Genomic DNA, 24,650 nt, shown 5'->3' on the forward strand with positions numbered 1-24,650 from the left:
TGAAAAAAGTTGCTCTAGAAGAAAGTAGTTTATGGACGATTGAGTCGCACTATGAGCGGCGAAATATTCATCCCTTTTGCAACAAATCCTTGCATATCAGACGGTAATTTCGCCAAGGCTGCGAGAGCTTGCTGCTGCGACGAAAACTCCCCAAACACGCATGCGCCCGTTCCGGTCATTCTCGACGGCGCATATTCTAGCAGCCAGCCTAAGGCCTTGGCAACTTGAGGGTATTTAGATACGACCAGTTCTTGGCAATCATTTCTCCAAGATTGGCTCAGTAAAGTGTCAATGCCAAGCTTAGGCGTATTACGCGGCAGCTGCGGATCTTGGAATACCGCTGCGGTGGAAACATGGGCGTCAGGGGCAATGATTAAATACCATAATTCAGCGGGATTAACCGTCTGTAAACACTCTCCAACTCCCTCGGCAAATGCAGCGAAACCATGAATAAAAACAGGGATATCGGCACCGAGTTTTAATCCAATTGCCGCTAATTCATCATGAGACAATTGGGTATTCCATAACTGATTCAAGGCGACAAGTGTGGTGGCTGCATCCGAGGAGCCACCGCCTAAACCGCCGCCCATGGGCAGACGTTTATCGAGCCAGATTTCAGCACCGCCACGATAACCTGTAGATTGTTGCAGTGATTTTGCGGCTCGCAGAATTAAGTTATCGCTATCCGCGACAACGTTTGACATGTCCGAGTGCAAAATCAGTTCAGGTGTGTCAGTGACTCGAAAGTCGAGTTGATCGCAACAGTCAACAAATTGAAACAGGGTTTGCAACTCATGGTAACCGTCACTGCGGCGTCCGTTGATATGCAAAAACAGATTGAGTTTGGCGGGAGCTGGCCAATTTCGTGAAATCTCTTGGGACATGCTAAGGTTTTTCTCCGAGCAGTATTGAGGGTTTACCTAAGGCTTGCCATTGATTGAGCTGAAGCTTGAGCTGTAAATCACCGCGTTCGAGCGTTAATTGGTAAGGCACCTTAGCGCCACTTTGGGATTGCCAGCTTAAAAATGTGACTAACCAAGGCGGTGGCGTTTGCACATTTTGCAGTTGCTTAGTTTGACCTGTACTATCAACGGCGATAACACGATCTAAACTGCCAGTTTGTCCTGTGATCCACAGGGGCAAATCATTAATCGGGATGGACCAGCCACTAACGCGCTCAAGCAAGGCTTGGGCGTTATTATCACGAAAATCTTTGCCATCAATATGTAGGTGAGCCGAGTGAGGCGTCGCCTCCAAAGTCAATACTGTAGTACCTAACATCGTCGTGAGCGTGAGCTCGTCGCGCTCCTCGCTGTGGCGCCAATAGAGATTGGCACTGAGCTTATCTTCAGGTGTGCGGATAGCGAGTTTACCCTGTAGCTCCCACGCTTTAGCTTGGGCTGCATTATCGACCGTAATAGGGCTGAGATCGGTCATAGGCGGCAGTGTTTCACAGCCGCCTAAAAACAATAGTCCGCTCAAGGCGATACAAGAGAAAATGGATTTTGTGAAGCGCTTCAAATTATTCATCTATAACTGATATACCAAAGTCCTTATGATACGAGGGCTTGGAAAGAATACCAATGCCATTTGTAAAATTTCCATTGGCAGTCACTTGGGATAACTTCAGTCGTGCTAATCGGTAATTGTCTATCATTGATAGAAAATTTAGGTAAGAAGTTAGACCTTTATTCGGTTTTGTTAAGCGTATTCTGTTTTTAGTTGGGCCAATTCAGTAGAATGCCCTTATTAAGATAGACGCCAAGAATCTAGAAAAGAGTCAGATGAGCCTTGTAGCAATCGGTATTAACCATAAAACAGCCACGGTAGACCTGCGTGAGAAAGTCGCCTTCTCTCCAGACACAATTCATGATGCCATGAAGAGTCTGGCCAGTCGTACGCGCTCCGGTGAAGCCGTTATCGTCTCGACCTGCAATCGCACTGAGTTGTATTGTAACAATGGCGATGAGGCCGATATCATTGAATGGCTTGAAGAATTTCATGGCCTAGAGCATAAAGATGTCGCGCCCTGCCTCTACAATTATCACGGACAAGAGGCGGTGAGGCATTTGATGCGCGTTGCCTCGGGTCTTGACTCGCTGATCCTGGGTGAGCCGCAGATTCTTGGTCAAGTTAAACAAGCCTTTGTCAAAGCCAAAGAAGCCGGCACTGTCGCCTTAACTATTGACCGCTTGTTCCAAAATACTTTCTCTGTTGCTAAAAAAGTGCGTACCGAAACCGAAATCGGTGCCGCTGCTGTATCGGTCGCTTTTGCGGCCGTGAGCATGGCAAAACATATCTTCTCTTCGCTGTCGACCACTAAGGTACTGTTAATCGGTGCGGGTGAAACGATAGAGCTAGTAGCTAAGCATCTTAAAGATAACGGTGTTGCCTCTATGGTAGTGGCAAACCGTACTTTAGAGCGCGCTCAAAGCATGTGTGAAGAGTTCAATGCCACGGCAATTACGCTGGCACAGATACCAGATTTTCTCCCTAAAGCCGATATCGTGATATCCTCTACCGCCAGCCCGCTACCAATCCTTGGTAAAGGCATGGTAGAAAAAGCGCTAAAGCAGCGTCGCCATCAACCTATGTTATTGGTTGATATAGCAGTTCCCCGGGATATTGAGCCGGAAGTCGCCGATTTGGACGATGCGTTTCTGTATACAGTGGACGACCTGCATAGCATTATTGAACAGAATAAGGCTTCCCGTAAGGAGGCCGCCGAGCAAGCTGAATTAATTACTGAAGAACAATCTCACCTCTTTATGGAGTGGGTGCGTTCTTTAGAGTCGGTCGATAGTATTCGCGAGTATCGCAGCCAGAGCATGGCGATAAAGGATGAGTTAGTGGAACGCGCCCTGAATAAATTAGAGCAGGGGGGCGACACTGAGCAGGTATTGATTGAACTAGCCAATCGCCTGACCAATAGACTCATTCACGCACCCACCCAAGCCCTCACGGTGGCGAGCCGTCAGGGGGATTTGAATACATTAGGTCAGTTAAGAACAGCGCTCGGATTAGATAAAAACTAAGGTTAGCGAGTTAAATGAAGGAATCCGTTATCCGCAAGCTGGAAGGCTTGCTCGAGCGCAACGAAGAAGTCTTAGCTTTGCTTGGTGATGCGTCTGTTATTGCCGATCAGGATCGTTTTCGTGCGTTATCTAAAGAATATTCTCAGTTAGAAGAAGTGGTTGCAGGCTTTAAAGCCTACCAGCAGGCACAGGCGGATCTCGAGTCTGCTAAGGAAATGCTGGAAGAAGATGACGCTGAAATGCGCGAAATGGCGCAGGAAGAAATCAAGGCTGCTAAAGCTGAACTTGAACGTCTAGAAGCCGAACTGCAAATTCTGTTACTACCAAAAGATCCTAACGACGACACTAACGCCTTTATCGAAATTCGTGCCGGTGCGGGTGGCGACGAAGCGGCGATCTTCGCGGGCGACTTATTCCGTATGTATAGCCGTTATGCTGAAGCCAACCGTTGGCAGCTCGAGATTATGAGCTCGAACGAAGGTGAGCATGGCGGTTTTAAAGAAATCATCGTTAAAGTCAGTGGTGAAGGCGCCTACGGTAAACTTAAATTTGAATCCGGTGGTCACCGCGTTCAACGTGTACCTGAAACCGAGTCACAAGGCCGGGTTCACACCTCTGCCGTAACTGTGGTGGTGATGCACGAAGTGCCTGAAGCAGAAGCGATTTCCATTAATCCTGCCGATCTTAAGGTCGATACTTTCCGCTCATCGGGCGCCGGTGGTCAGCACGTTAACAAAACCGATTCTGCCATTCGTATTACCCATATTCCAACTGGGATTGTGGTGGAATGTCAGGATCAACGCTCGCAACATAAAAACCGCGCACAAGCAATGAGCGTGTTAGCGGCGCGTATCCAAGCCGTAGAAGATGAAAAACGCCGCAGCGCTGAAGAGTCTACTCGCCGTAGTCTGGTCGCCAGTGGTGACCGTTCTGAGCGGATTCGTACCTATAACTTCCCGCAGGGCCGCGTGAGTGAACATCGTATTAACTTAACCCTATATCGCTTAAACGAAGTGATGGAGGGTGACTTGGATGCGATTTTAGGACCGCTGATGCAAGAACATCAGGCAGATTTATTAGCCGCACTCGCTGATGAGCAGGGGTAATTTTGGCTGATCAATCCTGTATCGCCGAGGCTCTGCAATGGGCCTATGTACAGCTAGCTTCAACCTCTGAATCCGCCCATTTGGATGCAGAGGTTTTATTATTGTATTGCCTCAATAAGAATCGTGCTTATCTGTACACTTGGCCTGAAAAAGCCTTGAGCGTAGAACAGTGGAAACGCTTCCAGCAAATGGTGCAACGGCGTCAGCAAGGCGTACCTGTGGCTCACATTGTTGGCGAGCGTGAGTTTTGGTCACTGCCCTTTATTGTGAATGATACGACCTTGATCCCTCGTCCTGATACTGAGATCCTCGTCGAATCCGCCCTCAACCTACCCCTTGAAAGTCATGCAAAAGTGCTCGATCTGGGAACGGGAACCGGCGCGATTGCACTGGCTTTGGCTTCTGAACGCGCCGAGTGGCAAATTACCGCGGTGGATAAAGTGGAAGATGCGGTCGTGCTGGCAAAGGCGAATCGCACTAATCTGAAACTTGAACAGGTTGAGATACTACAAAGCGATTGGTTTAGCGCTATCACTTCCCGTGACTTTGATTTAATTGTTTCTAATCCGCCCTATATCGATGAGGCTGACGAGCATTTACATCAAGGTGATGTGCGTTTTGAGCCACAAAGTGCGCTCACCGCCGCCGATGAAGGGTTTGCTGATCTTTACTACATTGCAAAAACTGCTCGAGATTATTTAAAGCCGAATGGTTATATATTGCTTGAGCATGGTTTTGAACAAGCAGTAAAACTCAGGGCAAAACTCACAGAGCTAGGTTACCAAAATGTCGCTACCGTGCGGGATTTTGGCAGCAACGATAGATGCACTATGGGTAAGTGGATGGGATTGATTGGAATTTAATATTTGCTCCAATCTAGCTGAGTGCCAAAAAACGCCATTGATTACCCGTCAATGGCGTTGTTGTTTATGTATCTGTTGAGATTATTAGTCTTTATAAGATCATGACAAGACATCTTAAAATCACATTTTATCTTTAAGAAGCTACAGCACCTTGACCATAAAGAATTTACTGCCGGTTTCGGGATAGGCTTGCTGTACCCACTGCACACGATATCCGTGGCGCTCATAGAAAGGTTTTGCTTGAAAATCTAAGGTATCGAGCAGAACAAATTGGCAGCCGCGTTGTTTGGCTTTGCTTTCAGCCTCGAGTAATAAGCGTGAGCCGATGTTTTGCTGGCGTAATGCTTCATCCACCCACAGATAGTCGATTAAGAACCAATTGCCGAAGGTCTTGCCGCTTAAGCCCGCAAGTAAGGTGCCTTGCTCATCCTGCAACTTTAAGCCTAGGTTTTGGCGTTGCAGCGTTTGCCAGTGCTGCTGATTAAATTCGACGATTTTTTGCTTTACCGTGTCGGCAAACTCGGTGGACTCATCGTCAATTATCATTAAATTCATCATGGTTTCCTGCAAAGTGCGCGACGGGGCCCGTCTGTGAATCTCGAGTGTTAGGCATTGGTCTGGCGTTATGATTAGGGTAAACTAGCGCCTTTGTCACTGGCCATAAGTATCACAATGGAAACTTTTTACAGTCTTTATCCTGCTGTTAAGCACCTGCACTTAACCTTAATTGCCGTGAGTGTGCTGTTTTTTGTCGTTCGTTTTGTGTTGCATTTACGTCAGTCAGCACTGATGGGCAAGAAGGTCTTTAAAGTCGCTCCCCATGTGATTGACACTTTCTTGCTACTTTCTGGTTTAACTTTGTGCTTTATGATCAAGCAATATCCCTTTGTGGATCCTTGGTTGACCGAAAAGATTGGCGCTGTCGTTGCTTATATTGCCTTGGGTGTAATTGCAATAAAAGCCAACAGAAACAAACTTTTCAAAGTATTCGCCTTTCTCGGCGCTATAGGTTGGTTGGTCTACGCGGCTAAATTGGCGCATTTTAAACAAGCGGTATTATTGGGTTAATGGGTAAATACACTCTGCAAGATGGCATTTCTTTGCCCGAGTCGGCATTGGATGTAGGTGCTCACCTTGGCTTTTCAAACCTCGAAGCGGCGAAATGGGCTTGGTTTGAATTGGCTGGAGCCGTATTAAGTCATTATCTGGTAGATCAACAGCAACGCTTAAAGGCTTTGTTTCGTTGGTTTTATCAGGATTTAGGGTTCTGTGTTCGCGACAACTACTTCAGCACCGAAGCGGCGGACTTGGGCACTTGTCTTATCACTAAACAGGGTAATAGCACCACGCTGGCAACGGTATTGATGCTACTGGCCAAGCAGCTCGATTTAGAGCTCGAGGCCCTGCTATTACCGGGTAATACCGTGCTTCGCAGTAACGTTGGTGGCGTTGTTCGTTATCACGATCCGCTGACGGGCAAAGAGCTGACGAAACACCAGCTGCATGTGTTAGTGCGCGGTGAGTTGGGTAATGCGGCTGAACTTAAGCCAAGTTACTTAAAGGCGGCGTCGGTAAAGAAGCTGATTTCGCGCATGCTGCATGAGCTTAAGGCGGGTTGTATCGTTTCCCATCAATTTGAGGCGGCGATGGAGTGTTGTAACTTGTTGCTTCAGTGGCATCCCGATGATGTGCATTTGAACCGCGAGCGCGCTTTTATTGCGCAGCAACTTGGATGCATTAATGTTGCTGCGGCCGATCTACAACATTTTGTCGATAACAGCCCACACGATCCTGTTATCGAAATCGTTAAGATGCAGCTCAAAGAACTCAGTGAACACGCTGAAATCTATCATTAAATCTTAAAGGAGAGCCTTACAGGCTCTTCTTGTTTTTCTAAAACAATAACAAACCGGGCGAATGGGAAGTTTGCCTACTAACTGCAAACGGCAGTTTTTAGCATAAATACAATAACAACTGTACCAAACAGGGAGAACACACATGGCAAGTACGGCATTAGTTACCAATGACGCGGTAGCGCTGGGGATTTTAGCGACGATTCTGGGATTTGTGTTTTATACCAGTACGAGCAGTCATCCATTTTGGCAAAAGTTTTACCGTTTCATCCCAGCGTTATTACTCTGCTATTTCTTGCCTTCATTGCTAAACACCTTTGGGGTGATTGATGGCCATACATCACAGCTTTATCCTGTAGCTTCTCGCTATTTATTACCCGCCTGTTTGGTGTTGTTGATTTTAAGTGTGGATTTAAAAGCCATCTTAGGACTTGGGCCCAAGGCTGTGATCATGTTTTTAACGGGAACCATCGGTATTGTCATCGGCGGCCCGATTGCTTTACTCCTGGTGTCATTGATCGAGCCATCGCTGATTGGTGTTGATGGCCCTGATGCGGTGTGGCGCGGTATGACGACCCTTGCGGGTAGCTGGATTGGCGGCGGTGCTAACCAAGCGGCGATGAAAGAAATTTATGAAGTCGGTGGCAATATCTTCTCCGTGATGGTGACAGTTGATGTAATTGTGGCCAATATTTGGATGGCGGTATTGTTGTTTATGGCGTCAAAGGCCAAGGAAATCGATGCTAAAACCGGTGCGGATACGACGGCGATTGAAACTTTAAAGAACAAAGTTGAACAGTATCACGCTGAAAATGCGCGCATTCCAAGTCTACGTGATCTTATGCTAATCGTGGCAGTTGGTTTTGGTATTACGGGCGTAGCCCATATTGCTGCCGATTTCCTCGGCCCGTATTTTGAGGCCAATTATCCTTGGACCGAGGACTACAGTTTTACCTCGAAGTTCTTCTGGTTAGTGGTGATTGTGACCACCATAGGTTTAGCGATGTCTTTTAGTCCTTTGCGCCATTTGGAGGCAGCGGGGGCATCTAAGGTTGCATCGGCTTTCCTGTATATTCTAGTGGCGACCATTGGTTTGCATATGGATGTAAGCAAAGTCCTTGATACACCATTATATTTTTTAGTGGGTATTATTTGGATGATTGTACACGCTAGCTTTATGTTATTGATTGCTAAGCTAATTAAAGCGCCATTATTTTATATGGCGGTAGGTAGTCAGGCTAACGTGGGCGGCGCGGCATCAGCGCCCGTTGTGGCTGCTGCGTTTCACCCTGCATTAGCTCCCGTCGGGGTGCTGTTGGCCGTATTTGGTTATGTGTTAGGAACGTATATGGCTTGGATTTGTGGCCAAATTTTACAGCTAGTTGCGGTATAGTCGCTCTAGTGCCAATATTCAGTTTTCCGCTGGACAGAGTCTAGTATTTGAGAGAGATGTTGCGATGAGTAATAAAATCATAAAGTTAGGTTCAATCGAAATTGCAAATGATAAACCTTTTGTGCTATTCGGTGGCATGAATGTGCTTGAGTCTCGCGATCTCGCGATGTCGATTGCTGAAACCTATGCCGAAGTGACTCAAAAACTAGGGATCCCCTATGTTTTCAAGGCATCGTTCGATAAGGCTAATCGCTCTTCTGTCAACTCTTACCGTGGTCCAGGCATGGAAGAAGGCTTAAAGATTTTTGAAGAAATCAAAAAGACCTTCAATCTGCCACTCATTACCGATGTGCATGAGCCTTACCAATGTGCGCCTGTAGCTGAAGTGGTTGATATTATTCAATTACCAGCTTTCTTAGCGCGCCAAACAGACCTTGTTGTCGCGATGGCGAAAACGGGCGCTATCATCAACGTGAAAAAGCCGCAGTTTTTAGCCCCCCACGAAATGCGCCATATCATCACTAAGTTTAATGAAGCGGGTAATGATGAAATTATCCTGTGTGAACGTGGTTCATGCTTCGGTTACAACAACCTAGTAGTAGATATGCTGGGTATGGACGAGATGAAGCAATCGGGTTATCCGGTGATTTTCGATGCCACCCACGCATTGCAACGCCCAGGTGGCCGTGCTGATTCAGCGGGAGGCCGTCGTGCTCAGGCGACTGAATTAGCCCGTAGTGGCATGGCATTAGGCTTAGCAGGTCTGTTTATCGAAGCTCACCCAGATCCAGATAACGCTAAGTGTGATGGTCCATGTGCGTTACCTTTGCACCAGTTAGAAAATTATCTGAAGCAGATGAAAGCGATGGATGATTTAGTCAAATCCTTCGAGCCAATTGATACCAGCAAGTAAAAAAAGAGAGGTTAAATTAACCTCTCAAAAATAGCTGGGGAGCTTTTGAAGTCAGGCAATAAATTGATTGCCAATAATCATGATGAATAAAGCTTGCGATGAGATGTGACGAGAGGCGATTCCCACGCCTCTCTGAACTAGTACATCTGAGCTTGAGTTACTTAGTTTCTAACGCATGTTTTGCCGCATTAGTGCCTGCAATTTTTCCAAAAATCACAGTGTCTGCAACGGCATTGCCACCTAAGCGATTATACCCATGTACACCACCTGTGACTTCGCCAGCAGCAAACAAGCCGACTAATGGTTTACTTTGAATATCGAGCACTTCAGCTTTGGTATCAATGGCGACACCACCCATAGTATGGTGGATACCAGGAGCCACTTTTACGGCATAAAAAGGCGCCTTTTCTAGTGGCAATGGCATTTGTTCGCGAGCAAACTCTTCATCTTTACCTTGTTTAAAATAACGATTGTAGTTTGAAACCGTTTTTTCTAATGAGCTTTCTTTCATGCCTGTAATTTTAGCAAGTTCAGAAACTGTATTTGCTTTTTCAAGCATATCTAAATGGTCATATCCCTGAACCATTTTAGCTTTTTTATAAAGCTCATTATCAAAGACTAACCAAGCATATTGTTCAGGCTGTTTAAGAATGGCATCGGATGCTTTATCGCGAGTCGTTAATTCACTAACAAAACGATTACCATCTTTATTAACCATAATTGCACCTACCCCTCGAACAGTTTCGGAGATTAAAATGCGGCTATCTTTTCCCACAGTTGGATGAGCTTGTACCCAATCAATATCGGTCATACTCGCTCCGATTGCTTTGGCAAGCTCAATACCATCACCAGTGGAAGTAATGTTATTAGAACTAGTCATCCCTTTAAACGTTGGACGATAAAATGCGACCATTTCCTTATTAAAACCATATCCACCGGTTGCTAGAACAACTGATTTAGCAGCAATCATATAGTGGCCAGAATGTTTTCCATGGACGACTACGCCGACAATTTTTTGGTCTTCATCAATCACAAGTTTGACAACTTTAGAATTAAGCCGAGTATCGACCCCTTCTTTTACTGAAGCTTTTCTCAATACATCAATGATATGTGGACCAACGCTTAAACCTCCTGTGGGTCTATGGGTGCGATCAACTCTTGCGCCACCTGAGCGTTTTAAGTCATCCATGTTTGCACCTAAAGATTCTAACCATTTAATACCATCAGCAGATTGCTCAGCTAATATTTGCACTAACTTTGGATCATTGGCATAGCGACCACCTTTCATTGTGTCTTCAACAAACCATTCAATTTTATCATCCACTTTATGTTCTTTTTGCTGAGCAGTTCCTACTGCATTGTAACCGCCAGCTGCAAGCATAGAGTTACCACCACTAAATGGGCCTTTTTCGAGTAATACTACTTGCGCTCCTGCTTTTTTCGCTGCGATAGCAGCATTAAACCCTGCGCTTCCCGCTCCGACAACAATGACATCCGTCGTTTCTTTTGGACCAGCTGCAATCGCCTTGCTGATTGCATCATTGTCCCAACCTTTATCCCATGGTTCTTTAGATTGTGCACTATTAAAAGGCATCTCAAGCCCTTTAAATGAGTGGCACTCATTACAGTATAATTTGGGTTTTTCATGACCTTTATGGCAGCTTGTACAGTTAATATCACCTAAATGTGATGCGTGAGGATCTAGCTTTAGTTTAGGATTAGCCAAAGCACTGTATTCACCATGACATGATTTACATTGCTGATTTTCATAAGTTTCACTGTCAGATACTTTGCCTGGTTGAGTGTGGCAGCTCTTGCATCCTCCCATTTCTTTATGAAAAGAGGCCAGATCATTTTTGTCATTTGCAGCCCAAGATGCTGTAGAAAAGATTGAGCACAAGACAAAACTTAAAAGTGTTAACTTCATATAATTCTCCAATTATAGTTTTATAGAGGTAATCATCACTTATGATATTTTTTTATTTATTGTTAAATGGTGATGTTGCGCAATAAATTATTGTGGTTAAATAAAATTGAAATTGTTTTAAATAATTTTTAATTAATCATTTTTATATTAGAGGTGTGATTAAAGTTCAAACGGAATCTTTAACATAGAATTAGCATAATTACGTTTTTATGTTAAAGGGTGAAATTTATGAAATATACCAATTGTTTTGTGCCTGTTGCTTTATTACTTTGTTCTAATCAAGCTTTATCTGAGCCCTTAGATTTTTATGGGAGATTGTGGCTTGGTGTATCAAACTCTAGTCATGGTATTTCTGGTAATGAAAAGGTTAATGGTTTTTCACTTGAGAATTTTGCCTCATACGTTGGGATTAAAGGTGATTATGATGTGCATGAAGATTTTAGTTTGATATATAAGTTCGAAGCTGGAGTTGAAAGTTTTGATAATGATGATACAAATATTTTTAAACCGCGTAACTCATATTTAGGCTTTAAGGTTAAATATGGTAGTGTTGTTTTTGGGCGAAATGATACTGTATTCAAAACTTCAGAAGGTAAAGTCGATCTATTCAATATTACATCAAGTGATATGAATATGATTATTGCAGGTAATGACCGGTTAGGTGATTTAGTCACGATCAATACTGCAAAAGTTGCAGGCATGTCTCTTGGCATTACATATGCTTTCGATGATGATTTTAATCAAAAAAATCCAATGCTTGCTGACAATCAAAACAATTATGCTGTTAGTATAGTATATGGTGATCCTTCATTTAAAAAAGGAAATAGTTATCTTTCTCTCGCCTATGCTGATGGACTAAATTTGTTAGAGGCAACAAGAGTTGTTGCTGGTGTTGCTATTTCATCTATAAAAGTGGGAGCTATATATCAGTATTCTAAATCCAGTATCTATGAAAATGTTAAAGGCAATTCATATTTATTAAGTATGAGTATTCCTGTTGATAAATATGATTTCAAATTTCAGTACCTTAAAGATGATGCTGGTCTGGGGAAAGTTACCAAAAATGCTGGTGCAGATCTTAAAACGTTAAATAATAGTGATGCGAGTCAATATTCACTTGGTGTCGATTATAATCTGATCAAGGAATTAACATTTGGTGCAGCAGTAAGCTACTTTGAAGGCGAGTACTCAGATTCAAAAGGTAATAATGAGTTTGACGATACTTTGATTTCTTTTTCAACAAGATACCTTTTTTAGAACATATCAAATAAAGCGGTCTAATAGACCGCTTTATTAAACTTAGATATCAGTCATGTTAAAAAATGTATCTTTCATTTATCTTGTTCCAACTGGAGTTTATTGGGGATGTAGATGCGCATTACGTTAAGGCAGTTAATGATCTTTAAGGCTATCTGTACCGAGAGGCAGATCTCAAAAGCGGCAAAACTGATGCACATGTCAACTCCTGCAGTGAGTATGGCTCTGAAAGAATTAGAGAACTCGCTAGGATGTCGACTATTTGAAAGAGCTGGTGGTGGATTGGAGCTAAATGCCCATGGAAAAATTATTCTGCCTTATGCTAATGAAATGCTTAGTAAGGGAAATGAATTAGAGAAGCTTTTTAATTTTGCTGAGGATGGCGTTAAAGGTTGCTTAGTGATCGGTAGTAGTAAAACGGTTGGTAACTATGTTTTATCCAGAAAGATCCCATTATTTAAAGATAAATATCCAGACGTAAAAATTAAACTCATAATAGAGAATAGTCTGGTGATTGAAAAAATGGTATCAGAAAAAGAAATCGACTTAGGTTTCATTGATGCCAAGCCTGCAAGTAGAAATCTAGTATGCGAGCAATGGATGCAAGATAAGCTTTGTATTGTAAGTGGGTGCTCACATCCTGTAGCAAAGCAAGCATGTTCTAGTCATATTTTAAGTGAACAATTGTGGGTTTTTGACCATGAGTCCTCTCTGTCACATATTAGGGCTGTTCAATTGTTAAAAAGTTTAAACGTTTATGTCAGAAATGACATTTGTATGTCTACTATTGGGGCGATTAAACGTGCAATTGGAACGGGTATAGGTTTGAGTGTTTTACCCTATGTGGCTATAAAAGAAGAGTTAGAGCGGGGGGAGTTATGTTTGATCGATTTGAAAGGATGGGATTATAAACGCACTTACTGGTCAATCCAACGAGAGTCTGATGAGCTTTCATTACAGTCTAATATTTTTTTGAATTTTTTAAATAATGCTAGTTAGAAAGTGGTTGGGATAAATGATTTCTTCAGAGTGTGGAATCGTTATATTTTTAATCTCACTTCTTGTCGTTGTGTTATATTCAAACTCTTCATCTTGTCTTTTTTTTAAACGCTTTTATAGCGTTTTTCCTGTCATGTTCATTTGCTATACCTTACCTGCTGTATTGAGTTTTTTTAATGTGGTAGATGCAAGTAGGTCAAGTGTTGATGACTATTTTAAAGCGCACTTAATTCCATTTAGTTTATTTTTGCTAATTGTGAGTACGGATTTTATTACATTAAAGTCAGTCGGTGGAAAGATTTTATTGATGTTTTTCATCGGAACTGTTGGTGTTTGTATTGGAGGGCCAATTAGTTTATGGATTGGCTCTAAATTATTTCCAGAAGAGCTTTTATGGCAAGGTGGCGATGCAGCATGGCGTGGCATGGCAACATTAATGGCGAACTGGTTGGGTGGTACAGCAAACCAACTTGTAGTCAAAGAAATTCACCAAGTTGGCGAGGCCATTTTTGCAGTAATGATGACGATAAATGTGTTTTTTTCTGGCGTATGGATGGCTATTTTGTTGTTTTTGGCTAAAAAACAAAAAGCGATTGATAGAATGTTGGATGCTGATTTGAACAATTTACCTGTTTTTATTGAAGATGATATAACAAGGTTAGATGGCAAAAAGCATTTTATTGGCTGTATGTTACTCATTTCTTTTTCATTATTTATTTTTTTGTTTTGTCATTCGGTCTCCGAATTTTTATCCCTAACAGTGAATAATCGTTTGCCTTATTTATTGCATTATAACCTAGGATCAAGTTTCTTTTGGTCTATGATTTTGTCAACACTTTTAGGTATTTTACTCTCCATGACCTATGCAAGACATGTGTTTGTTAAACAAGTCAGGTTTGTTTCATTTTTTTTGCTGTACTTTATGATTATGAATATTGGATTAAATATTGAGTTTGCTTCATTTCAATCCATATTCTACTATTTTATTATTGGGTTGATTTGGTTTTTTACTCATATAATTATTCTACTATTATTTTGTTTGTATTTTAAACTGCCCATATTGTATTTTGCTATTGCAAGTCAGTGTAATATTGGGGGCGCAGCTTCAGCGCCTGTTGTCGCGAGTGCTTTCCATCCTAAATTAGGATCTATCGCGGTTTTAATGGCTGTGTTGGGTTATACATGGGCGTCATTTATTGCATCAATTATTGGCTCTTTCATGCAATTTATACATCCATAATTAATATTCAAATTATTATGTATATTTTCTATTCGTTTTTATAGCGATTATTTAATCGATGACCATACTAGCGTATGATCTCAAAGGCATTTATCAGTTTTTGTGTCGTGTCTAATGTTTCCATGTGGGGTATGATGCTTTTCTTATCTTTTGCGTCGAAGCAAGAGAACATGCTTTGGTGGAAATAGGTTTATGTGGATTTTGTTTACCTTGCTCGCTGCGTTTATGCAGGCGTGGCGCAATGCCTTTCAGAGCCAACTGAGTAAAGAGGTTAAGGTCGCGGGCGTCACCTTAGCGCGGTTTATTTGGGCAGGCCCAATTGCGGCCTTGTATCTTGCACTATTATATCTTTGGAATAATGTCGGCTTACCACATTTTACGGCGGAATTTTTCGGCTTTATTATCGGCGCATATATGGACCCATCCGGTTTGCAAGACATTCGATAACGATTTTGAGAAGAGTTCATTGCACCCATATATCCGGCCTGTTATTGAGGGATCCCTCTGGCCCTGATGGATATCTGCTTCTACAGTCCTTATCATCCCTGCGGCTTCGTAATGAGCCTATGCCCGACTAAGGTTTTTAGTAGATCAGTCTGACTGTCTCATCATCAAATCAAGTGTCTTAGCAACTTGCTGGTTGGTTAATTATTCACGTTTATTGAATCTATTCAGTACTATACTGGAAGCCGATACTCTTCCTCACGCGCCGCGATAACCCATGCCATTCTCGCGAGTTTATTGGCGACGGCCACACAGGCTCGATTAAAACCTCGGCGCTCTGCTAACTGTATTGCCCAGCAGCTAAATTTATCCTGTTTATGACAACTGTGCTGCAACACCGCTCTGGCGCCGTGAATAAACAGGGTACGTAAATACGCATTTCCCCGCTTGCTTATCCCAAGGAGGTTATCTTTACCTCCGCTGCTGTGTTGCTTGGGAACCAAGCCACACCAAGCTGAAAAGTGTCTACCATTACTGAAGTCTTTACCCTCTCCAGCAGCCGCATAAAAGGCCGTAGCGGTGACGGGACCAATACCTGGGATAGTCTCTAAACGCTGGCAAATCACATTGTTTTTCGTTTCAGTGAGTACTTGGGTATCACAATCCTTAAGCCGTCTTTCTATATCTGTAAACTCTTCATATAACTGATAAAAAATTGTTCGACCTTTGGTAGTCAGCGCATTGGTTTCGTTAGTCAAAATCTCAGGAAACTGTACTTTAAAAGCCGATTTACTTTTGGCTATCACGATGCCGTATTCAGCTAACATACCTCGCACTTGGTTGATTAAGGCTGTTGATTGCTTAGTTAATCGTTCGCGCATTCGGTGGAGCAGTTGCACATCTTGCTGCTCGACGCTTTTGGGGTTTACAAACCGCATGTTGGGTCGCTGCGCAGCCTCCGCGATGGCTAAAGCATCATTGTAGTCATTTTTGTTACCTTGCCGAAAAGGCACGACAAATTGAGGAGCAATTAACTTGACGCTGTGGCCCAACAGCTCAAATTCTCTGGTCCAGTAATTTGCGCCACTACAGGCTTCCATCACAATCAGACAAGGCTCAATTTGAGCGACAAAGGGCAGCAAGTCTTTGCGTCTAAGCATTTTCTTTTTAATTAACTTGCCTGCTTTATCGACGCCAACAGCATGAAAAACAGACTTTGCGATATCTAAACCGATTGTAGTAATCTTCATAGGTGGACCCGTCCTCTTTCTGATGAGTTTTAGCGACTACATCGTGGCCCATTGCGAGGCCGATTTAAAGTGGATGGGTCCATTCCATTATCCATGATGCAGATCCTTGCGACCGGCCTGATGGTTAAGCTATTCCAGCAGCAAAACTTTGCTATTGGTGCCGGGCTTGCTAAGAGTGAGGCAATAGTCGCGGCAATCTTAGGAACATTGTTCTTTGGTACCCATTTATCCTTACTCGGCTGGGTTGGGGTTATCTTGGGCGGTATCGCTGTATTTTTGCTGAGTGCTAAGCAGGGGCTTAGGCAGCTATCCCTAAGCACAGTGCTCCTTGGCATTGCCAGTGGCAGCGCCTTTGCGCTGACTTCGCTTTGGGTGCGGGAAGCTAGTTTGAGGTTAGATGTCGGTTTTCCTCATAGTGCAGCTTGGGTATTGTTGTTGGTGATTAGCCTGCAAACAATCGTGCTAGCCAGTTACTTGGTTTTAAAAGATAAAGAAACATTAATCGGCCTGTTACAACGGCCTAAGTTAACCTTGCTGACCAGTACTACAAGTTGTTTTGGATCTATTGGTTGGTTCAGTGCGATGTCGTTACAAACTGTCCCTTATGTGAAAACCTTAGGCCAAGTGGAAATCTTTTTTATGATGTTGATTTCCGCATTCTGGTTGAAGGAATGCGTAAAAATAAAAGAAATGCTTGGTCTAGCACTTATTGCGGTTGCTGCCATACTCGTGATGTGGGGATGAGTATTTGAGCTGTTTTATATTTATCATATGCAACGCAATGTTTAACCAAGATAAATCGCTATAGCGGCAACAAGATAAGGATTCCGGATGCAGAATCGTATTAACAGCCTGTCGTCACTTTTACGCTTATTCATCTCTCAGTTCGATCTTTCATGCAAGCATTTATTCATTATGTTGTCTGTTCCTGTTGTCTTGGCTATCGCATCCAGTTTTATGGTGACGAGTTATTTGGTTGAGAAAAAGGTGCATGAAGTTGGTGAGTTTAATCTCAAACGGCTTGAGGATTTGTTAAGCCAGTCTGAGTCTATAGGTCAGTATGCCAACACTCTTAGTCAAGGTGATTGTAGTGACCTGAATGAGTATATGAAGTTTAAGCCCTATTATCGTGGTGTACTGCTTTTTAATGCTTATGGTTTTTATTGTTCATCCACAAATGGTGAAATTGATTTTCCACTGAACACACTCTTACCTGAACCGACCCTAAAAGAGCCTACTTATTTTATTGTTCCTGAAACGCCTGCGCGTTTAGGTGTCCCTGCCATCATTGTTATTGCTACGCAGGCCAACCAAACGAGTGGAGCGGTTGTGATTATTGAAGGGCAATATTTTATCGACAGCTTTATTCAGCCAGAGGTGTTTCCTCGTCCTGTGCTAAATGTGGTATTGGGGTTGAAGGGCGCGACATTGCCGACTGTGCCACAGTTTGGTGATGGGAAAGTTGTTGCCGTAAAGGCTGATAATTCGGAATTGGTGATCCTACTTGAGGTCTCGCAAGCGTTTTTTTGGTACTTCTTCTGGATATCTTTTGGGCTATCGCTCCCCGTTTTTTTGGCATTTACTTGGTTAGTCGGTTTACATCTTTGGCGTAAAAAAAACCGCTATTCACTGGCCGACGATATTAGAAGCGGGATCGAAAATAAAGAATTTTTCCTTGTATACCAACCTATTATTTGTACTGAAGACGGTAAGGCTAAAGGGGTTGAGGCATTAGTACGGTGGCTACATCCGCAAATGGGCTTGGTGCGGCCAGATCTATTTATTCCCATCGCGGAGCAGAGCCAACTGATCGTGCCGCTAACTAATTATATTTTTGAACGCGCTTTAGCCGATTTTAGTTTGTTTTCCGTGCAGCCAGGGTTTCGAATTGGTTTTAACGTAGCGCCTGAGCATTTTATTCAAAGTGATATTGAAGCTAAATTTCGCTATTTAAAGGATGCTTTTTCTCAAATTGGTGTTCAACCTTTGATTGAGATTACCGAGCGGCAGCTATTAACGGCGGATATGTGCGAGCGAATTACAGCATTGCGTGAGCTTGGTATTTTAGTCGCTATTGATGATTTTGGCACCGGACAGACAACCTTATCGCTGCTGCAAACCTTTACCTTGGACTACCTTAAAATAGATAAGTGCTTTATCGATACCATAGGCCAAGATTCGGTCACTTCCCATGTGCTCGATACTATTATCGAACTCTGCCATAAAATGAATTATGTCGCTGTAGCAGAAGGGGTAGAAACACAGGAGCAGGCGGATTATTTAATTAGTCGTGATGTGCATTTTCTGCAAGGATATTTATTCGCTAAACCGATGAAATTAGATGAGCTTGCCCTTTGGCTGAAGAAACGCAACTAACAACAACCGTCAGGATAGGTATCCTGACGGTTGTAGGTTTTGCGCAGAGGTTGATGTGCTTACAGGCTGTAACCCGTTTCTTCATGTTCAGAAAGATCGAGCCCATTCACTTCTTGCTCACTGCTGACACGCAGTCCTCCAAGGAGTTTGCTAATAACGATAAACAAGAGCCAAGTCACTACTGCGGTATAACTAAAGGTCGCCGCGATACCAATCATTTGGACGCCGAGTTGGTCAATCATAGTGTCGTTAACAGTGGCAAAACCATAGCCGCTAAAGATCCCAAGTTGAGTCGAACTAAAAACGCCTGCGAGCAACGTACCGAGGATGCCGCCTACACCATGGACAGGAAATACATCGAGAGAGTCGTCAATCTTCAATTTTTGTTTAATGTAAACCGTTGAAAAGAAACAGACCACCCCGCCAAGAAAACCAATCACTAAGGCTCCTGCTGGGCCAACATAACCCGATGCAGGCGTGATTGTTCCCAAACCCGCCACCATACCTGTAACGATACCAAGTGCGCTGGCTTTACCAAATTTATACCATTCAATCCCAGCCCAAGTGATGGCACCCATCGACGCCGCCAAATGGGTCACGAGTATCGCCATTGCCGCTGTACCATTGGCGCCTAAGGCGCTACCGCCATTAAAGCCAAACCAGCCCACCCACAGCATGCCCGCACCTGTGACAGTCATGGTCAAGTTGTGGGGCATAATCGCTGAGTTTAAAAATCCCCTGCGTGGGCCTAGTACTTTTGCCGCAACCAGTGCCGCCACCCCTGCGGTAATGTGTACGACTGTGCCGCCGGCAAAGTCATAGAGCCCAAGCTCAGCTAACCAGCCGCCACCCCATACCCAGTGGGTGATAGGTGCATAGACTAACAGCAGCCAAGTGCTTGAGAATATGAGTACCGCAGAAAATTTCATTCGCTCAGCAAAGCCGCCGATAATCAGCGCTGGCGTGATAATGGCAAAGGTCATTTGGAATAGCATAAACAAAGGTTCGGGAATATCACCGCTCATACTCTCACGACCAATGCCGGCTAAAAATGCTTTATTTAGCCCACCGATAAAACCATTGCCTGTATCGAAGGCGATAGAGTAACCCACGACAAACCAGAGTATTGAGGCAATAGCAGCAATCGAAAAACACTGCATTAAAATGGAGAGCACGTTTTTGCTACGCACCAGTCCACCGTAAAATAATGCCAGTCCTGGGAGCGTCATCAGTAATACTAAGGCTGATGAACTTAAAATCCATGCGGTGTTGGCACCGCTCAAGTGCGCCTCATCGGCGAATACTGGAGCTGTAAAGCTACTCGCGATGAGGATAAGTAACGCTTGATAACTGCACTTAGATTTTGGATTGATCATATGGCATCGCTCCCTTCTTCAGAGGTGCGAACGCGGATCACTTGCTCGAGCGGAGTGACAAAAATTTTACCGTCACCGACTTTGCCTGTGCGAGCGGCTTGGATGATGGCTTCGATTACAGCTTCTTCAAGCTCTGAGTGGATCGCGATTTCAAGCTTCATTTTGGGAAGAAAGTCGACAGCATATTCGGCGCCGCGATAGAGCTCTGTGTGCCCCTTTTGCCGGCCAAAACCCCTCACTTCAGTCACTGTCATGCCGTGGACGCCCAGTTGAGTGAGCGCTTCGCGTACATCATCAATTTTGAAAGGTTTAATAATTGCGGTGATGAGTTTCAACTTTATTCTCCAACAAACATCAGGCATCAGTTTGTTGGATATAGCAGGAATTAGGCCACAACAATAAATGTTTTATTATCATTATGTTAACAATGTGGCGCACCCAAATAAATCTTATTTTTGCTGCAAAATAGTGCAAGAATAGATGAGCGCGCCCTGACTTGGTGCGCGCCCTTGGTGCGTTAAATGTAAAAAAGCCAATTAGGGTGCATTTAAACACTGTTAAGTATTATCGAGAATGATTTTCTACGGTAAATCTATTTAAAATCAATTGAATATGCAGTTATCGTGGTAACGTTATTGCCGAAAGCTGTTTAATAGCGCTGACCATCTTGGCATTAGTTGCTGCACTTAAACTGTGCGCGTTGGCGCGGTCACAAATATAACCATTAATTTGGTCTATCTCGGTGAGTCTGTGGTTTGCAACATCTTGGTGCATCGATGAGAAGTTTGCGGCAGTGAGTTCAATCACTCGATAGACGCGCTCCTCTAAGAAGTGCCTGTCGAGCTCAATCCCATCATGTGCGGCAACGTCGACTAATTCATCTAGGATACTAGCAATGGTGTCACTAAACTCAGCTTGAGCCAAAGCGCCGTTGGGGCATTGATGCAGCGCCGTAAGAGGATTGATTGCGGCGTTTACGGCCAGTTTTTGCCAAAGACAGGGGATAATCGCCTCAACCCACTCACTGTTTGGGATGGCATGTAATAGGTTATCTCGCAGCGTTTGTGGTAACGCAGGGCCGGTAAAATGACCCAACTGGGTTAAGCCTTGGCCGGTTTGCTTAACTTGCCAACATGACTGACGTAATACGCCCTGCGAGGTCGTGCCTAAGCTTAGGCCGCGGCCATTTAACATTGGTGCCAACGCGAGATGTGGCCCCATACCATTATGCAATAATAGGATATGACATTGTGGCGATAACTTGTTGAGTAAAGGACCTATCGCATCAATGACTTGATAAGCTTTTACGCACACAATCAACAGTTGTACTTGCTGTAAGTGGGCTTTGTCGGCGCTAAGCAGCGGGACTCGATAGGACACAGAGTCAGTAACGGCATCGCTTGGGGACAAAGGGCTAAATACCAAGTCTTGCCAATCAGTTGCTTCAAGGTTTGATACCGAGGAGTCCCGTGCAATTAAGCCTACCGCTAATCCCGCTGAATGCAGTTGATGGCAAATTAATTGCCCTACAGCACCTGCGCCTAAAATCGCGATATTAGTGACTTGAGACTCTATAGCTAATGGCACATCTTGGCCTAACATTATTCTTCCTTGAGTTGTGCGGCACTAACATATTTTCGATAGGCCCAAAGACAAAAATAAAACAAGGCAATACCCGCAAAATCAGCCAACACATCACCTATTGAAGCGCTGCGATAGGGGAGGCGGGATTGCACAATCTCAATTAACATCGCGTAAGTTGCAAGTACCAGTGAGAGCCAATACCACTTAGGACGAAAGGCGAGATAGGTCAGATACGAGAGGCAGAAAAAGCTTCCAAGATGGCCGACTTTATCGATATGGGGGATGCTTTGCGAATAGGTTGGTCTGGAGAACACCAGATAACTGATCACGACAAAGGCTACGGCTAAAGCCAGTTTGAATAGGGTGTGTTTAGTTATCACAAATACAATTTGATTATCTTAGTGTGACGCCATAATAGGAAAATGTGTCGCCAAAGTCATCCCTAAGCCGAGTTTTATCTTGCTGGGACAAAGTTAACCTTCAACTTGGGGGAGGGAGTCGGTAAACTATGGGTATTTACAATCACCTAAGGGGCGGCAACTATGCCTTCATTTGATATTGTGTCTGAAGTTGACGAGGTTGAGTTACGTAACGCGGTCGAAAACTCTCGCCGTGAACTCAGCGGCCGATTTGATTTTCGCGGTAAAGATGCAAGCATCGATTACAAAGATCATGTGGTGACGCTCACCGCAGAAGACGATTTCCAGTGCAAACAGTTAGTGGATATTTTACGTTCCCAATTGAGCAAGCGTAATGTTGAGCCTTCGACTATGGATGTCGACGAAAAGTCAGTTCACAGTGGTAAAACTTTCTCCCTGAAAGTGCGTTTTAAGCAGGGCATCGAGACGGATATCGCCAAGAAAATCGTTAAGATGGTCAAAGATAGTAAAATTAAAGTGCAATCGCAGATCCAAGGCGACACAGTGCGTGTGACGGGCAAAGCCCGCGATGATTTACAAGCTGTGATGGCGTTAGTTCGTCAAGCAGATCTTGGTCAGCCTTTCCAGTTCAATAACTTCCGCGATTAATCATGAAAATTGGCTTAAGTTAGCGTTAAGCTAACTTAAGCGTGGAAAATACAGTAAGCCCCAAACCTTTACGGTTTGGGGCTTTTTTATATCTGATTATTCTTGGTCTGGTTTGTTACTGACGTGGGGGGCGTATTTATTCACTAAATGAATAAGTAACAACACAGGAAAGCCTATCACACTGGCAGCGACAAAGAAGTTCACATAACCAAATGCGTCGACATAGGCGCCCGAGAAACCCGCAATAAACTTAGGGAAGAGCAGCATAATCGAAGAGAGCAGGGCGTATTGGGTTGCGCTATAGCCGCTGCTGGTGAGGCTTGATAAATAGGCGATAAAGGCAGCGGTGGCAATCCCCGCACTGAAGTTATCAACCGAAATGGCAAAGGTTAAAAAGCTGACGTTATAACCAATGACCGCTTGCCAAGCAAAGAGCAAATTAGTGACAGCAACCAACAGCGCGCCAAGAAATAATATCTTCATGGTACCGAAGCGGGCTAACAGGACTCCGCCAAAGGCTGCGCCAACCAAGGTCATAATAAGGCCATAGATTTTACTTAAATAGGCAATTTCTTCCTTAGTGAATCCCATGTCCACATAAAACACGTTGGCCATAATCCCCATCACAATATCCGAGATGCGATAGCAGGAAATCAGCAATAAAATCAAGATAGCACTACGGCCATAGCGTTTAAAAAAGTCGATAAAGGGCAGGATGCTGGCGGTATAAATCCACGAGAGAGTCGCAGCTATAGGTTTAGGGTAACGCTCGCTTAAGCGTTGTTTGACCGCTAATTCGGTCTCATCGGCGGCGCGGGTATCGACCTGTGGCTCTTGGCTAAAGAGCGTAGTCAAAACCCCAATAAACATCAGTCCAGCCATGACTAAATAGGAAGTTTGCCAAGCGATTAAGTTATATTCGGTATTACCTGGCTCAACCCAAGCTGCGATGGTCAGCGCGCCTGCGGTCGCCACAATCATGGCGCTGCGATAACCCACCTGATAGGCAGCCGCTAAGGCTGCTTGCATTTTTTCGGGAGCCGATTCAATGCGAAAGGCGTCAATCACGATATCTTGGGTCGCAGACGCAAATGCAACCATTAATGCAAACAAAGCTAAGCGTTCGAGATCTTTAACGGGATCACTAAAAGACATCCCCAAAATTGCACCGACCAGTAACAACTGGGCGAACAACATCCAGCCGCGTCGCCGGCCTAAAAAGCGCGTCAGTAAAGGGAGTGATAATCTATCTACTAACGGTGACCAGGCCCATTTGAAGGCATAGGCTAAGGCTATCCAACTGAAATAACCGATAGAGGTGCGATCGACACCTGCTTCCCGTAACCAAAATGACAAGGTTGAAAAGACTAGCATTAATGGTAGGCCAGCAGAAAAACCGAGTAATAGTAGGATCAAAACGCGTTTATGGTAATAAACACTCAAGGAATCTAAGGTGCGACGAGTAAAACTGGGTACGGACATATGTATTAGCCGAAGAGTCGAATCCGCCTAGCTTACGGGTAAGATGTGGTTAGGTTCAAGGGGCAAGGTATCTCCTTTTGATACTCAGAGCGATTTTGTTTGCAAAAGCTAAAAATAAAAAGACTCAGCAAGCTGAGTCTTTTAAGAAGGGATTGTTCAAGGTCGGATACCGATACAACCCGAGGGCATTTGGCCTCCCAAACAGAGGAAGTCACAGCACGCATGCAACTGCTGACACAGGTACTGATTGCCGCGGATCATCCAGTCTGGCCACTTACTAAAGCTATGGAGCAAGTGCCAAAACACGGTTTCCATTTCTGTTTGCGCTTCACTTGTTGGAATGAGTTGTTGCCATTCTTCAAGTGTGTCCCATAAATAGAGCTGGATCTCGCAGAAATCGAGTTCATCACTCAAAAACGCTTTCCCATATACTGCAAGTTGGGGCGCTTTATTATCGATAAATTCTTCAATCGTCACCCTTGCCTCCTTTCTTTCTGCTTGTACAGTATAGATGCAGGATTAGG

At 43.9% G+C, this 24,650-nt stretch carries 23 protein-coding genes and 2 pseudogenes; 14 read left to right on the top strand and 11 right to left on the bottom strand.

Features of this window, described 5'->3' with window-relative positions; translation table 11 throughout:
• Window positions 1-29: 29 nt before the first annotated feature.
• Window positions 30-884 (bottom strand): 4-(cytidine 5'-diphospho)-2-C-methyl-D-erythritol kinase, encoded by an 855-nt coding sequence (gene ispE / locus JM642_RS04115; protein WP_047539434.1) that lies wholly within the window; start codon window positions 882-884, stop codon window positions 30-32.
• A gap of 1 nt (window position 885) precedes the next feature.
• Complete coding sequence (gene lolB / locus JM642_RS04120; protein ID WP_037427848.1) at window positions 886-1,530, bottom strand: lipoprotein insertase outer membrane protein LolB; 645 nt, start codon at window positions 1,528-1,530, stop codon at window positions 886-888.
• A 254-nt stretch (window positions 1,531-1,784) separates the two neighbouring features.
• Here lolB and hemA point away from each other — a divergent pair, with 254 nt between their 5' ends.
• The 3 genes from hemA to prmC are packed head-to-tail and all read left to right on the top strand — an operon-like array spanning window position 1,785 to window position 5,004.
• Window positions 1,785-3,035, top strand: a complete 1,251-nt coding sequence (hemA, locus tag JM642_RS04125) for a glutamyl-tRNA reductase (protein WP_203432911.1) — start codon at window positions 1,785-1,787, stop codon at window positions 3,033-3,035.
• A gap of 14 nt (window positions 3,036-3,049) precedes the next feature.
• The gene (gene prfA, locus JM642_RS04130) at window positions 3,050-4,141 is read left to right on the top strand and encodes a peptide chain release factor 1 (protein WP_037422256.1); all 1,092 of its coding nucleotides are present in this window, start codon (window positions 3,050-3,052) and stop codon (window positions 4,139-4,141) included.
• A gap of 2 nt (window positions 4,142-4,143) precedes the next feature.
• Window positions 4,144-5,004, top strand: coding sequence for a peptide chain release factor N(5)-glutamine methyltransferase (gene prmC, locus JM642_RS04135; RefSeq protein WP_203432913.1), 861 nt, complete (start codon window positions 4,144-4,146; stop codon window positions 5,002-5,004).
• Between the two features lie 141 nt (window positions 5,005-5,145).
• Here the strand turns inward: prmC and JM642_RS04140 are convergent, their stop codons facing one another.
• Window positions 5,146-5,559: a GNAT family N-acetyltransferase gene (locus tag JM642_RS04140; RefSeq protein ID WP_037422261.1), complete on the bottom strand. Its 414-nt coding sequence runs from the start codon at window positions 5,557-5,559 to the stop codon at window positions 5,146-5,148.
• 117 nt (window positions 5,560-5,676) lie between these two features.
• On the opposite strand from JM642_RS04140, the gene JM642_RS04145 reads away from it, so the two are divergent.
• From JM642_RS04145 to kdsA, 4 genes are all read left to right on the top strand, one after another.
• Complete coding sequence (locus tag JM642_RS04145) at window positions 5,677-6,072, top strand: SirB2 family protein (protein ID WP_037422264.1); 396 nt, start codon at window positions 5,677-5,679, stop codon at window positions 6,070-6,072.
• Window positions 6,072-6,860 (top strand): tetratricopeptide repeat protein, encoded by a 789-nt coding sequence (locus JM642_RS04150; RefSeq protein WP_037427842.1) that lies wholly within the window; start codon window positions 6,072-6,074, stop codon window positions 6,858-6,860. Before JM642_RS04145 ends, JM642_RS04150 begins: the two co-directional genes overlap by 1 nt.
• 142 nt (window positions 6,861-7,002) lie before the next feature.
• A complete protein-coding gene (locus JM642_RS04155; protein ID WP_037422269.1) occupies window positions 7,003-8,250 on the top strand; it encodes a DUF819 family protein in 1,248 nt (415 codons plus the stop codon).
• A 64-nt stretch (window positions 8,251-8,314) separates the two neighbouring features.
• Window positions 8,315-9,163, top strand: coding sequence for a 3-deoxy-8-phosphooctulonate synthase (gene kdsA, locus JM642_RS04160; RefSeq protein WP_037422272.1), 849 nt, complete (start codon window positions 8,315-8,317; stop codon window positions 9,161-9,163).
• Window positions 9,164-9,320: 157 nt separating this feature from the next.
• Here kdsA and JM642_RS04165 read toward each other — a convergent pair whose 3' ends face one another.
• Window positions 9,321-11,090 carry a flavocytochrome c gene (locus tag JM642_RS04165; protein ID WP_047539441.1) on the bottom strand — a complete coding sequence of 590 codons (1,770 nt, stop codon included), beginning with the start codon at window positions 11,088-11,090 and terminating at the stop codon, window positions 9,321-9,323.
• A gap of 228 nt (window positions 11,091-11,318) precedes the next feature.
• Between JM642_RS04165 and JM642_RS04170 the strand changes: the two genes are divergently transcribed.
• From JM642_RS04170 to JM642_RS04185, 4 genes and pseudogenes are all read left to right on the top strand, one after another.
• On the top strand, window positions 11,319-12,347 hold the full coding sequence (locus JM642_RS04170; RefSeq protein WP_203432915.1) for a porin: 1,029 nt from the start codon (window positions 11,319-11,321) through the stop codon (window positions 12,345-12,347).
• Between the two features lie 114 nt (window positions 12,348-12,461).
• Complete coding sequence (locus JM642_RS04175; RefSeq protein WP_037422278.1) at window positions 12,462-13,346, top strand: LysR family transcriptional regulator; 885 nt, start codon at window positions 12,462-12,464, stop codon at window positions 13,344-13,346.
• A 16-nt stretch (window positions 13,347-13,362) separates the two neighbouring features.
• Window positions 13,363-14,586, top strand: a complete 1,224-nt coding sequence (locus JM642_RS04180) for a DUF819 family protein (RefSeq protein WP_203432917.1) — start codon at window positions 13,363-13,365, stop codon at window positions 14,584-14,586.
• A 192-nt stretch (window positions 14,587-14,778) separates the two neighbouring features.
• A pseudogene (locus tag JM642_RS04185) lies at window positions 14,779-14,997 on the top strand (multidrug transporter); the annotation flags it as partial.
• 266 nt (window positions 14,998-15,263) lie between these two features.
• Here the strand turns inward: JM642_RS04185 and JM642_RS04190 are convergent.
• On the bottom strand, window positions 15,264-16,280 hold the full coding sequence (locus JM642_RS04190; protein ID WP_203432919.1) for an IS110 family transposase: 1,017 nt from the start codon (window positions 16,278-16,280) through the stop codon (window positions 15,264-15,266).
• A 96-nt stretch (window positions 16,281-16,376) separates the two neighbouring features.
• Here JM642_RS04190 and JM642_RS04195 point away from each other — a divergent pair.
• Both JM642_RS04195 and JM642_RS04200 read left to right on the top strand, forming a co-directional pair.
• Window positions 16,377-17,024: pseudogene (locus JM642_RS04195) on the top strand (DMT family transporter); the annotation flags it as partial.
• An 87-nt stretch (window positions 17,025-17,111) separates the two neighbouring features.
• On the top strand, window positions 17,112-18,656 hold the full coding sequence (locus tag JM642_RS04200; RefSeq protein WP_203432921.1) for an EAL domain-containing protein: 1,545 nt from the start codon (window positions 17,112-17,114) through the stop codon (window positions 18,654-18,656).
• A gap of 59 nt (window positions 18,657-18,715) precedes the next feature.
• Here JM642_RS04200 and JM642_RS04205 read toward each other — a convergent pair whose 3' ends face one another.
• The 4 genes from JM642_RS04205 to JM642_RS04220 all read right to left on the bottom strand — a co-directional run bounded on the left by JM642_RS04205 (window position 18,716) and on the right by JM642_RS04220 (window position 21,996).
• Window positions 18,716-20,032 carry an ammonium transporter gene (locus JM642_RS04205; protein ID WP_203432923.1) on the bottom strand — a complete coding sequence of 439 codons (1,317 nt, stop codon included), beginning with the start codon at window positions 20,030-20,032 and terminating at the stop codon, window positions 18,716-18,718.
• On the bottom strand, window positions 20,029-20,367 hold the full coding sequence (locus JM642_RS04210) for a P-II family nitrogen regulator (protein WP_037422289.1): 339 nt from the start codon (window positions 20,365-20,367) through the stop codon (window positions 20,029-20,031). The genes JM642_RS04205 and JM642_RS04210 overlap by 4 nt, the downstream gene beginning before the upstream one ends.
• A 283-nt stretch (window positions 20,368-20,650) precedes the next feature.
• Window positions 20,651-21,634, bottom strand: coding sequence for a 2-dehydropantoate 2-reductase (locus JM642_RS04215; protein WP_203432925.1), 984 nt, complete (start codon window positions 21,632-21,634; stop codon window positions 20,651-20,653).
• Window positions 21,634-21,996, bottom strand: a complete 363-nt coding sequence (locus JM642_RS04220) for a VanZ family protein (RefSeq protein WP_037422291.1) — start codon at window positions 21,994-21,996, stop codon at window positions 21,634-21,636. The genes JM642_RS04215 and JM642_RS04220 overlap by 1 nt, the downstream gene beginning before the upstream one ends.
• A 162-nt stretch (window positions 21,997-22,158) precedes the next feature.
• On the opposite strand from JM642_RS04220, the gene JM642_RS04225 reads away from it, so the two are divergent.
• Window positions 22,159-22,644 carry a YajQ family cyclic di-GMP-binding protein gene (locus JM642_RS04225; protein WP_037422293.1) on the top strand — a complete coding sequence of 162 codons (486 nt, stop codon included), beginning with the start codon at window positions 22,159-22,161 and terminating at the stop codon, window positions 22,642-22,644.
• Between the two features lie 96 nt (window positions 22,645-22,740).
• Here JM642_RS04225 and JM642_RS04230 read toward each other — a convergent pair whose 3' ends face one another.
• The gene (locus JM642_RS04230) at window positions 22,741-24,126 is read right to left on the bottom strand and encodes an MFS transporter (RefSeq protein ID WP_144374940.1); all 1,386 of its coding nucleotides are present in this window, start codon (window positions 24,124-24,126) and stop codon (window positions 22,741-22,743) included.
• A gap of 156 nt (window positions 24,127-24,282) precedes the next feature.
• The gene (locus JM642_RS04235; protein ID WP_037421860.1) at window positions 24,283-24,603 is read right to left on the bottom strand and encodes a hypothetical protein; all 321 of its coding nucleotides are present in this window, start codon (window positions 24,601-24,603) and stop codon (window positions 24,283-24,285) included.
• Window positions 24,604-24,650: the final 47 nt, after the last annotated feature.

Origin of the sequence: Shewanella sp. LZH-2 (assembly GCF_016859145.1) — a bacterium.
In the GTDB taxonomy this organism is placed as follows: Bacteria; Pseudomonadota; Gammaproteobacteria; order Enterobacterales; family Shewanellaceae; genus Shewanella; species Shewanella xiamenensis.

Excerpts from the sequence above, each read along its gene's own strand:
- JM642_RS04150 (WP_037427842.1), top strand. The coding sequence starts at position 6,072 with ATGGGTAAATACACTCTGCAAGATGGCATTTCTTTGCCCGAGTCGGCA.
- JM642_RS04230 (WP_144374940.1), bottom strand. The coding sequence starts at position 24,126 with ATGTCCGTACCCAGTTTTACTCGTCGCACCTTAGATTCCTTGAGTGTT.
- JM642_RS04215 (WP_203432925.1), bottom strand. The coding sequence starts at position 21,634 with ATGTTAGGCCAAGATGTGCCATTAGCTATAGAGTCTCAAGTCACTAAT.
- kdsA (WP_037422272.1), top strand. The coding sequence starts at position 8,315 with ATGAGTAATAAAATCATAAAGTTAGGTTCAATCGAAATTGCAAATGAT.
- JM642_RS04165 (WP_047539441.1), bottom strand. The coding sequence starts at position 11,090 with ATGAAGTTAACACTTTTAAGTTTTGTCTTGTGCTCAATCTTTTCTACA.
- JM642_RS04145 (WP_037422264.1), top strand. The coding sequence starts at position 5,677 with ATGGAAACTTTTTACAGTCTTTATCCTGCTGTTAAGCACCTGCACTTA.
- ispE (WP_047539434.1), bottom strand. The coding sequence starts at position 884 with ATGTCCCAAGAGATTTCACGAAATTGGCCAGCTCCCGCCAAACTCAAT.
- prfA (WP_037422256.1), top strand. The coding sequence starts at position 3,050 with ATGAAGGAATCCGTTATCCGCAAGCTGGAAGGCTTGCTCGAGCGCAAC.
- lolB (WP_037427848.1), bottom strand. The coding sequence starts at position 1,530 with ATGAATAATTTGAAGCGCTTCACAAAATCCATTTTCTCTTGTATCGCC.
- hemA (WP_203432911.1), top strand. The coding sequence starts at position 1,785 with ATGAGCCTTGTAGCAATCGGTATTAACCATAAAACAGCCACGGTAGAC.
- JM642_RS04205 (WP_203432923.1), bottom strand. The coding sequence starts at position 20,032 with ATGATCAATCCAAAATCTAAGTGCAGTTATCAAGCGTTACTTATCCTC.
- JM642_RS04140 (WP_037422261.1), bottom strand. The coding sequence starts at position 5,559 with ATGAATTTAATGATAATTGACGATGAGTCCACCGAGTTTGCCGACACG.
- JM642_RS04175 (WP_037422278.1), top strand. The coding sequence starts at position 12,462 with ATGCGCATTACGTTAAGGCAGTTAATGATCTTTAAGGCTATCTGTACC.
- JM642_RS04170 (WP_203432915.1), top strand. The coding sequence starts at position 11,319 with ATGAAATATACCAATTGTTTTGTGCCTGTTGCTTTATTACTTTGTTCT.
- JM642_RS04155 (WP_037422269.1), top strand. The coding sequence starts at position 7,003 with ATGGCAAGTACGGCATTAGTTACCAATGACGCGGTAGCGCTGGGGATT.
- JM642_RS04225 (WP_037422293.1), top strand. The coding sequence starts at position 22,159 with ATGCCTTCATTTGATATTGTGTCTGAAGTTGACGAGGTTGAGTTACGT.
- JM642_RS04180 (WP_203432917.1), top strand. The coding sequence starts at position 13,363 with ATGATTTCTTCAGAGTGTGGAATCGTTATATTTTTAATCTCACTTCTT.
- JM642_RS04200 (WP_203432921.1), top strand. The coding sequence starts at position 17,112 with ATGCAGAATCGTATTAACAGCCTGTCGTCACTTTTACGCTTATTCATC.
- JM642_RS04190 (WP_203432919.1), bottom strand. The coding sequence starts at position 16,280 with ATGAAGATTACTACAATCGGTTTAGATATCGCAAAGTCTGTTTTTCAT.